The organism is Komarekiella delphini-convector SJRDD-AB1 (assembly GCF_014831675.1).
In the GTDB taxonomy this organism is placed as follows: domain Bacteria; phylum Cyanobacteriota; class Cyanobacteriia; order Cyanobacteriales; family Nostocaceae; genus Komarekiella.
In genome coordinates this window covers 107,910-117,646 of the sequence record NZ_VJXY01000025.1, presented here as the reverse complement: position 1 = coordinate 117,646, position 9,737 = coordinate 107,910, and the positions used below count along the sequence as shown (strand labels likewise).

Below are 9,737 nucleotides of genomic sequence, written 5' to 3'. Positions count from 1 at the left end.
CCATTTGCTCGACACCTTTATTTCAACGTTAGGACTCTCGCCGACTATAATTAAATCCCATCCTAACTACCAAAACCTACGGTCTTACGGCGTTATTACCGCCTAATTTTGTCCGGAGTATTGATATCTAATATATTAATATCCAGTAAAATTAAATCTTGTGCGATCTCAAGCTATCAAAGCTACTTGTATGTTAAGAGATTTACAAATTCAATAGCCCTCTTACGTAAGTATAGTAGATATTACACGCAGTTTATCTAGCTGCATATAAAAAATTGGTCATTAATTGCTTGAATATTGAGATAAGTTTGAGTAGCAGGTTCCAACTATCATAACTTTGTGAATTTTGAATTGGAGCATAGATACAAAGAAGCTTATCAGAAAATAACGATAGTCATTACCATTGAGGCGCAGCTGCAAGCAACTTGAGAACCAATTGTTGTTCGAGGGGTCTAGAAAATAAATATCCTTGAGCAAAATTACAGTTTAAACTTCTCAATTGAGCTAACTGTTCTTTTGTTTCAACACCTTCAGCGATCGCAGTCATTCCCATTGAGTCAGCAATACCAATCATTGCTGGCACTAATCCCATATTCTCTTGATTTTCCTGCATCCGTTTGACGAAAGATTTGTCAATTTTGAGTGCATTTAAAGGGAAGCTATATAAGTAACTCAAAGAAGAATAGCCTGTACCAAAATCATCCATAATTAATTTAATATTTCGTTGTTTTAATTGCTGAAGAATTGTTTTAATTCCGTTAGTATTTTCCATAATTACACTTTCGGTAATTTCCAACTCTAAGTTAGCAGGATTGATTTTAGTTTCATCAATAATTTGATCAATTTTGGCTATAAAATCGGGTTGAGAAAACAACCTGGCGCTCAAATTAACACTTATAGTTAAGTTTTTTGGTGTTGCTGGGTGCTGTTGCCAAATGCTTAGTTGATGGCAAGCTGTATGCAATACCCAAATATTGATAACATTAATTAAACCTGTTTCTTCTGCAACAGGAATAAAGTCTACAGGACAAACAAGACCACGAATTGGATGTTGCCAACGAACCAACGCTTCAAATCCAGAAATGTTACCTGTAGCGAGGGAAATAATTGGCTGATAGTAAACGATAAATTCTTGCCGTTCAACCGCCCTCCGTAGGTCATTTTCTAACTCTAAAAGCTGGATAGCTTCCTGATACATCACTGGATCAAAAACGTGATATCTGGCTCTCCCTTGAGCCTTAGCACGATACATTGCTGTGTCTGCATCCCGCAGCAAATACTCCGGGCGTTCATAATCTTTGTTGCCCCAACTAATACCAATACTGACATTCATAAAGACTTCATATCTAGATAGTTTAAAAGTCAGTGCTAGCTGTTGCAAAATCCGCTCAGCAAGTTGGATTGCCATGCTAATATCTGTGAGATTTTCTATGAGAATTCCAAATTCATCGCCACCTAATCGTGCTAAAGTATCAACAGGCATCAGACATGCTTGCAGACGATGAGCGATCGCTATTAGCAATTCATCTCCCACTAGATGTCCAAGAGAATCATTAATCACTTTGAAGCGATCGCAGTCCAAAAACAATACAGCAAAATGATAATTGGATTTTTGCTGAGCACGATTTAGAGCTTTTTCTAGTCTCCTAATAAAAAACACTCGATTTGGTAAACCAGTAAGCGAATCATGCAGTGCTATGTCTAGCAATTGATTTTGCAATTCCTGACGGGAACTGATTTCTTCTTGAAGTATTTGCAAAGCTTTTTCTAGTTCCCAAGTACGCTGTTTTACCCTTTGTTCTAGTTCGGTATTTAAGTTTAATATTTCTAATTGTGCCGTCCTCAAGGCCAATTGATTTTGCACACGCACTAAAACTTCTTCAAATTCAAAAGGTTTAGATATATAGTCTACACCGCCAACTCTAAAGGCTTTAATTTTGTCAAAAACATCATCTAAAGCACTAATAAAAATCACCGGAATATCTGCGGTTAACTCACTCGCTTTTAACCTCTGACAAACTTCATAACCATCGACTTCTGGCATCATAATGTCGAGTAAAATCAGATCGGGTAATACTGTTTGACAAGCGGTCAAAGCCATTTGCCAGTTCAAGGCTTTGCGGACATTATACCCCTCTTTAGTCAGGATAGAGGACAAAACCCGCAGGTTGATCGCCATATCGTCAATGATCAAAATATCTTTTTTATCAGAGTCTAATCGCTCGTAATTCATTCTAAGTTTGTTCTAGTCAATTCCATGATTTTCTCAAACTGATAGTTGTTTGCTAAATCCCTGATAAATTGGACAATTTGACTCTTATTTGGTGGAATTTGTTGAAGTAATTCTAAAATTAGGTCGTCGCTACAGCTGGCTGCGGCATGGTGTATCTTTCCCAACCACTCAGGTGACATTCGTGACAAAACTCGCAAAAGTTCGGCTTCGCTAGCAAACACCTTTGCTGTTTGCTCCATAACTAATTGATTTGTAATTTCTGCTTGGTTGATATATTTTACACCCAGATGTTCGCTCAATTTTTCGAGTAATATTTCCTGAGTGTATGGCTTGCGAATAAAATCGTCGCAGCCGATTGACAAAATTTTCTTTCGTTCTTCCTCAAAAGCACTAGCAGTTAGAGCAATAATAATAATAGTACGGGTATTCGGAATTAAGCATTGGGGAGCTAGTTCTATGGGTAAGCAATGCGTTGCCAAGATTCTACCAGTTGAAGCAACTGGTATTGACCTGGTACTATTAAGCAAAATTTCTTTACCATGCGTACTTTGTCGAATTTTAATTACTTTTGTAGCTTCATAGCCATTCATAACTGGCATTCGCATATCCATGAATATTAAATGTGGTTGCCAAAATTCCCAACTAGCAACTGCTTCCTTCCCGTCTGTAGCTTCCCTGACTTCAAAGTTCATAGATGTCAGAATTTTAACTAGTAATAAACGGCTATCTCTGGCGTCGTCAACTACTAAAATGCGATATTTACTTTGATCAGATGCTAAAGTAGAAATCTGACATTTACTTTGATTTATCTGAATTTTATTAGGGCAAGCTAGACCAACCTGAATATCAAAGGCAAATGTACTACCAATACCAGGAGTACTATTGACGGTAATATCTCCTCCCATCAGTTGCACATATCTGCGGCTAATTGCTAAACCTAGTCCTGTTCCCTGTTGTGATTTTCTCCCGGTTTCGGTTTGCTCAAAAGCTTTAAATAACAAGCCTATTTCCGAAGTAGCAATCCCAGAACCAGTATCTTGTATCTCAAAGAAAAGACGAGGGAGTAGGGGAATGGAGGAATTTTGAATTACTTCCTTCCTCTTTTCCTTTCTCGCTCTTTCTCTCTCCTTTTGTTTTTCCCACCTCACATGCAGCCTTATACTTCCAGTATCAGTAAATTTAATGGCATTTCCCAATAGATTAAGTAAGACTTGACGTAGTTTACTTTCGTCAGTTTGTATGTATTGCGGAATATCTTGTGAATATTCAAACACCAGCTTTAAGCTTTTGGATGTAGCACGTAAACGCAACATCTCTTCTAAATTTTCCAATAGATTAGTTAAGTCAAAACTTGTAAGATTCAGTGTGACTCGGTCAGCTTCGATTTTAGACATTTCTAGAATGTCGTTGATTAAATTGAGCAAATGCTCACCAGCCCGATTGATAATTGCCAAGTTTTCTTGCTGTTGACTAGGTAGGGAATAATCTCGGCTCATGATTTGGGTGAAACCGAGAATGGCGTTGAGTGGAGTACGTACTTCGTGGCTCATATTGGCGAGAAATTCGCTTTTAGCACGGTTTGCAGCTGCGCTTCGCGCCGCTTCACGAACAGCTGCTTGTTGTTTTTGGGTAGCGTTTTTTTGTGATTTAATCAGTTTTTGTTGGGTGATTTGCAGTTCCTCAATAACTTGCAGAAGTTCTTTAGTGCGCTTTTTTACTTGAGCTTCTAAGACGTGATTGTATTCTGCTAGTAATTTTTCTGCTTGTTGGTTTTGGGTGATACCAACAAAAGAGGTGATGTCTAAAGACAAGTCGCTACTCTGCGAGAAGACACCTTTCGGGTGTCTATGCGTTAACGCAAAAACATATTTTTGCAATGCTCTCAAAATCGGCTTGATTACCCAGCGTGCAGTCAAAATGCTAATTTGTGTAACCAATAAGAAGGTAACTATGCACAGCAAGATTGTGGCGTGGGTGTTAACGTGAATCTGCTCTATAAAATCACCTTCGGGAATTACTACCACGATTAGCCAATCAAGACCTAGTTCGTCTCTCCAACTTTTGATTTGCACGAAATAACGTACTCCATCGGTGGTAAAACTTAGCTGTTGCTTCCCCACAAAAGACTTGAGATGACCAAAGTGTTTGATTAAATACTGCGTTGCAAGTCGAATTAAAGAATCTTGACTATCTAATCCCGATAGGCGTTTTGCTTGACCATTAATGAGTGTGTATGGTAACTCGGTAGTAGAAGCCACCATTAACCCGGAACGTTCTATAATAAAAGTTTTGCCCGACTTACCAACTTTTAAATTGGCTAAAAAATTGCTAATTTGCGCCAATACAACTTTTACACCAATTACCCCAACTAGTTTATGAGTGCGATCGTAAATAGGATAGCTGGAAGATATAGATAAAACCTCTGGTTTATATTCCCATTGATAGATTTGACTCCACACGGGTTTTCCTACCTTGAGTGCATCTGCATACCACGCTTCTAAGCGAGGATCATAATTTTTGATTTCTTTGATCTGGCGGCGATTCCCTTGGTTGTCTGTAGTGTAAACATAAAGTTTACCGATGCCATGCTTTTTGGTAACTTCATTAATCAACAGATTGCCATTATTTAGGCGTTCAATACCGATAAATTCACCTTTGGGGTTAGCAAAGTTGTTGTAGCTAACATTAAAAACCCGCATTTGTTTCCAAAAGAAATGTCCAGTAGTTTTAAAATCAGAAAGGTTGAGTAAATCTAGCTTGATCGCATCTGAATTGATTTGATTAATTTGCTTAGGGGTTGTTAAGTAGCTATCGAGATGCTGTTCAATGCGATCGCAGATTTCATTTTCTAACTGAGCGGCAAGCTCTTTTACAGCTTTTTGCCCGTTTTTAAAAGAAAGATAGCCCACAAGACCCACTGCCCCGAAAATTTGCAATATGAAGGGCAAAACTAGAACATATCTTAGGGACATCTTGGCATAAACCATGCCAAATAAGTGTTTGAGAGATTTGACAAGCTGAATTTTCGATAACATTGTTGTTTGATTTTCTCCAAGATTAAACTTGGAGTACTTTTGTCATATCAGCTACATTCAATATAAGGGTAAGTACTACCTACTATAGCTAAAAATATGAGTTACTTATAATAATTTAGTATAATAAAGCACTAATTATGATTTCAAGATACTTGTTTTAGCTACTGAATTCCTCCAAATCTTAATCTTCAGACTTTGTTATAGCAATTTATTTTGCCCAGTTTCATCTGACAATGTATCAACATTTATTGGATAAATCGCAAAATGTATTTACACTAATTCACAATATCAACTCTATTTGTTGAAAATTAACTACCAAGCTACAGTACGGGATTATAGGGTACTGGTTGCCATTGGCATCAGACTCTAAATTAAATTCTTAATTGCTGTTTGGATATTTTAGTCTCATCTGCATAAATTTACATTTGACTACAATAATCTTAAAATTGCCATAATCAATAAATAGCAAAAAGTAAAAAAAATCAAAAGATTTTTCACGTTTTCCTTTGGCAAAAGGTTAATTATTTTGAACAAATACCTCTCTATTGAAAAGTTCTGAGCGCCAGAAGTTGGTGCTTGGACTTTACGCAACTTCGCTGCCTATTTGTAAAATTTTCCCGGCTTCTGAGGCAGGTAATCGTGTATTGACACTCAATCTAAAAAAGTGATTAAAACGGGATGAGGCTACCCACTTTGGCAAGGTCGCTTGCCGTTGTTTGACAAAAATCTTTTGAAAGTTTGGGTAAGCTTCCCCTAAATAAGAATCACGTGTTGGAACTACACAACGCTGACAGGGATTAATCCCATAAAAGCAAACATCTCCCACTCGAAAGGAGACTACATCGCCTTGTTCGCTAAATAACCGATCTTCCCAAAATGGTGGTACACCGTCAATTTCGATGTTGGCACGTATCCGGCGGCGCATTTCATCAACACTCAAACCGGGAAACCAGGAAGCAACTTCCGCTAGTGTTGCTGTACTAATTACTGTTGGCCCAGGTGAGTCTGTATCATCAGGAAAGCCCATTACAGAGTTTTGTGCTAATGTGACAGCAAAGCCGAAAAAATCACTCAAAGACGCTTCTAGGGCTTGCCTTTGCTCATCTAGATGAAATTTTTGTGAGTCGCTACCTGGGAATTGTAGTGAGATAGTTCTATTCAAAGGTGTAAATTGCGATGACCCAGGGCTTGCGTAAGACGCCCGCAGTAAATGGATTTTGGCATTACGTTTGCCATTTAGCAACTTCTGATCTTTGTCAAAAATGGCAAACTCTCGATCATGCTGTAGTGATCCACTGGCAAGCACTCTGGCATTCTCAACTTCAATGCCATCAAGTGACTTAATTGGATAAAGTAAAATTCTAGCTAAGTATGGCATTATACCAATTTTGGATTTTCTCGGATTAAAAATTGGTGGTTTGGTTGACGGTTGATAGTCACTAGTCCCCAATTTTAAATCTAAAATCTCAAATTGCTCAGTTACTTGTTTACTTTACCAATATTATTCAAAGGCCAGAAGCGAACTCCGGCACGACCGATGATATTCTCGCGGGGGACAATACCCCAACAGCGTCCGTCATAGCTATTGATGCGGTTATCACTTAGTACTAAATATGAGTTAGACGGTATAGTAACTGGTTGGGATAGGTAGGGTGGCTGTTTTCCTGTTTTGCAAACATCAATCGATGTCCACTCTTCTGAGGTCAGGTATTTATCTTCCCGTAGAGGTTTGTTGTTGACGTAAACTTTGCCATCCTTAATTTCTACTCTTTCTCCGGGTAAGGCGATTACACGCTTAATGAAAGCATCATGGTATTGTTCTCTTTCTAGCTCCTTCGTAGGCGAAAATACCACAACTTCCCCTCGCTGCGGCTCACCAAAGTGGTATCTCACCTTGTCTACAAGAAACTTATCATTAATTTGTAAAGTCGGCTCCATCGACCCAGAAACAATATTGAAAGCTTGTGCCGCAAATGTACGTATACTAAAAGCAAAAATCAGACTCAGCCCAATTGTCTTAGCTACCTCTATCCAGAAATTTTGCTGGCTTGAAGACAGCGATGCTTTATTTTGCCTGCGACTCATTAAAGTATATTTCCCACGTAGATAATCGTTAATTATGGATACAGTGGTGACTTATCAATTCCTCCAATATTATTTAGAGGCCAGAAACGAACTACAGCACGTCCAATAATATTATTGCGAGGAACAACACCCCAGCAGCGGCTATCATAGCTACTATTACGGTTATCACCTAACACTAAGTATGAGTCGGGTGGTATGGTCTGAGGTTTTGCTAAAAAAGGCGGTTGCTGTCCTGATGTGCAAACATCAATTACTGTACGCTGTGCAGAGGGTAGGTAATTTCCTTCCTGTAGAGGTTTGTTATTGATATAAACTCTGCCATTCCTGAGTTCTACTCTGTCTCCAGGTAGGGCAATTATCCGTTTAATAAAAGCATCCTGGTATTGTTCTTTTTGTAGTTCTAGAGTCGGGGAAAATACTACAATATCTCCTCGCTGCGGGTCAGAAAATTTATATTTCAACTTATCGACAATGATTTTGTCTGCCTCCCACTGGTTGGGTGTACCATGTAGCGTTGGTTCCATTGAGCCAGAAGGAATCCAGCGCGCTTCGGCAACAAAGGTACGAATTCCCAGGGCTAGAACGATGCTCAAAATAATTGTTCTACCTAGCTCTGCGATCCAGGAATTGTCAGGTTGTTGGCTAGAGTTGTTATCAGACACTTGATTTTGCATGAAAGTACTTAACTAAAGGAAGGATGCAGGTAATTAACTCGCCTGGGAAGACTTTATTTGTTAATCTTAACGGCAGGGATAACTTTGATTTCCTGGTCATGTGGGCATGTTTACAGAGATATTCATAAATTAAAAATAAACTTTTTTTTAGCTTGCAGCAAAAAATTAGCTACTTAGAGCGCAACCAAGTTTAACCTAAAAGTAGAGTTATCTGTCAGGTATAGCTCTGTGTTGTGACTCTTTTAACGCCATGTCATCTCCAAAAAGTTTACTGATTCGCCACGCTCGCATAATTTTACCCAATGGTGAATTTATGATTGGGGATGTGCTGACGCGCGATCGCCAAATAGTCGAAGTTGCACCAACAATCTCCCAAGCAATAGTAACCACAGAGATTGACGCACAAGGTTTAACTTTGTTGCCAGGAGTCATTGATCCGCAAGTGCATTTCCGGGAACCAGGACTAGAATACAAGGAAGATTTATTCACTGCCAGTTGTGCCTGTGCTAAAGGCGGAGTCACTTCCTTTCTGGAAATGCCCAATACGCGCCCTTTGACAACTACACAGCTAGCTTTAGACGACAAGCTACAACGTGCCTCTAACAAATGCTTAGTTAATTATGGCTTTTTTATTGGGGCAACAGCAGAGAATCTACCAGATTTGCTTTTAGCAAAACCGACACCAGGAATTAAGATTTTCATGGGGTCGATGCATGGTCAGTTGTTGGTCGATGGAGAGACCGCACTGGAAGCTATATTTGCTAAAGGCGATCGCTTAATTGCCGTTCATGCCGAAGACCAAGCCAGAATCAACCAGCGCCGCCAAGAATTTGCTGGGATTCACGATCCAGCAGTTCACTCACAGATTCAAGATAATCAAGCGGCATTGCTAGCAACTCAACTAGCATTAAAACTTTCTCAAAAATATCAGCGTCGTCTGCATATTCTGCACATGTCAACAGCCGAAGAAGCAGATTTGTTGCGTCAGGAAAAACCGAGTTGGGTAACAGCAGAGGTAACACCACAGCATTTGTTGTTGAATACCAACGCTTATGAACAGATTGGCACTTTAGCACAGATGAATCCACCGTTGCGATCGCCCCACGATAACGAAGTCCTCTGGCAAGCTTTGCGCGATGGCGTGATTGATTTTATCGCCACAGATCACGCACCGCACACCTTGGCAGAAAAAGCACAAGAATATCCCAACAGTCCTTCGGGTATGCCTGGGGTAGAAACTTCTCTAGCTTTGATGTTAACTGCGGCGATGGAGGGGCGGTGTACTGTAGCCCAAGTTGTGAACTGGATGTCTAAGAACGTGGCTGAGGCTTATCGTATTCCAAATAAAGGGGCGATCGCACCTGGTTATGATGCCGATTTAGTGCTTATAGATTTAAATACATACCGTCCAGTCCGGCGCGAGGAACTGTTAACCAAGTGTGGTTGGAGTCCTTTTGAAGGTTGGAACCTCACAGGATGGGCTGTAGCAACCATTGTCGGCGGTGAAATTGTTTATGACAAAGGTCAGTTAAATACGCAAGTGCGGGGTCAAGCTTTAACTTTTTCCGCGTAAATATTACTATCGTATTTTGATAATTATTCCTGTATAAATACAGGAATAATTGCACAAAATTATCTTGGCAACCGTGTTAGCTACAGATACAAACATAAAAAAATATTCAATAAAGTTTTATTGAAATTAGTTTATTT

6 protein-coding genes are annotated in these 9,737 nt (G+C 39.4%); 1 reads left to right on the top strand and 5 read right to left on the bottom strand.

Annotated elements, in window-relative coordinates; all coding sequences use genetic code 11:
• Window positions 1-397: 397 nt before the first annotated feature.
• The 5 genes from FNW02_RS21690 to lepB (FNW02_RS21670) form a co-directional block, all read right to left on the bottom strand.
• Window positions 398-2,233: a two-component system response regulator gene (locus FNW02_RS21690; RefSeq protein WP_191759566.1), complete on the bottom strand. Its 1,836-nt coding sequence runs from the start codon at window positions 2,231-2,233 to the stop codon at window positions 398-400.
• Window positions 2,230-5,268 carry a hybrid sensor histidine kinase/response regulator gene (locus tag FNW02_RS21685; protein WP_191759565.1) on the bottom strand — a complete coding sequence of 1,013 codons (3,039 nt, stop codon included), beginning with the start codon at window positions 5,266-5,268 and terminating at the stop codon, window positions 2,230-2,232. The genes FNW02_RS21690 and FNW02_RS21685 overlap by 4 nt, the downstream gene beginning before the upstream one ends.
• A 583-nt stretch (window positions 5,269-5,851) precedes the next feature.
• The gene (locus FNW02_RS21680; RefSeq protein WP_191759564.1) at window positions 5,852-6,646 is read right to left on the bottom strand and encodes an MOSC domain-containing protein; all 795 of its coding nucleotides are present in this window, start codon (window positions 6,644-6,646) and stop codon (window positions 5,852-5,854) included.
• Between the two features lie 101 nt (window positions 6,647-6,747).
• Complete coding sequence (gene lepB, locus FNW02_RS21675) at window positions 6,748-7,353, bottom strand: signal peptidase I (protein WP_191759563.1); 606 nt, start codon at window positions 7,351-7,353, stop codon at window positions 6,748-6,750.
• 32 nt (window positions 7,354-7,385) lie between these two features.
• The gene (lepB, locus tag FNW02_RS21670) at window positions 7,386-8,027 is read right to left on the bottom strand and encodes a signal peptidase I (RefSeq protein ID WP_191759562.1); all 642 of its coding nucleotides are present in this window, start codon (window positions 8,025-8,027) and stop codon (window positions 7,386-7,388) included.
• Window positions 8,028-8,277: 250 nt separating this feature from the next.
• Between lepB (FNW02_RS21670) and FNW02_RS21665 the strand changes: the two genes are divergently transcribed.
• A complete protein-coding gene (locus tag FNW02_RS21665) occupies window positions 8,278-9,600 on the top strand; it encodes a dihydroorotase (protein WP_191759561.1) in 1,323 nt (440 codons plus the stop codon).
• The last annotated feature ends 137 nt before the right edge of the window (window positions 9,601-9,737 follow it).

Coding starts and splice junctions, on each gene's coding strand:
- lepB (WP_191759562.1), bottom strand. CDS start 8,027: ATGCAAAATCAAGTGTCTGATAACAACTCTAGCCAACAACCTGACAAT.
- lepB (WP_191759563.1), bottom strand. CDS start 7,353: ATGAGTCGCAGGCAAAATAAAGCATCGCTGTCTTCAAGCCAGCAAAAT.
- FNW02_RS21685 (WP_191759565.1), bottom strand. CDS start 5,268: ATGTTATCGAAAATTCAGCTTGTCAAATCTCTCAAACACTTATTTGGC.
- FNW02_RS21680 (WP_191759564.1), bottom strand. CDS start 6,646: ATGCCATACTTAGCTAGAATTTTACTTTATCCAATTAAGTCACTTGAT.
- FNW02_RS21665 (WP_191759561.1), top strand. CDS start 8,278: ATGTCATCTCCAAAAAGTTTACTGATTCGCCACGCTCGCATAATTTTA.
- FNW02_RS21690 (WP_191759566.1), bottom strand. CDS start 2,233: ATGAATTACGAGCGATTAGACTCTGATAAAAAAGATATTTTGATCATT.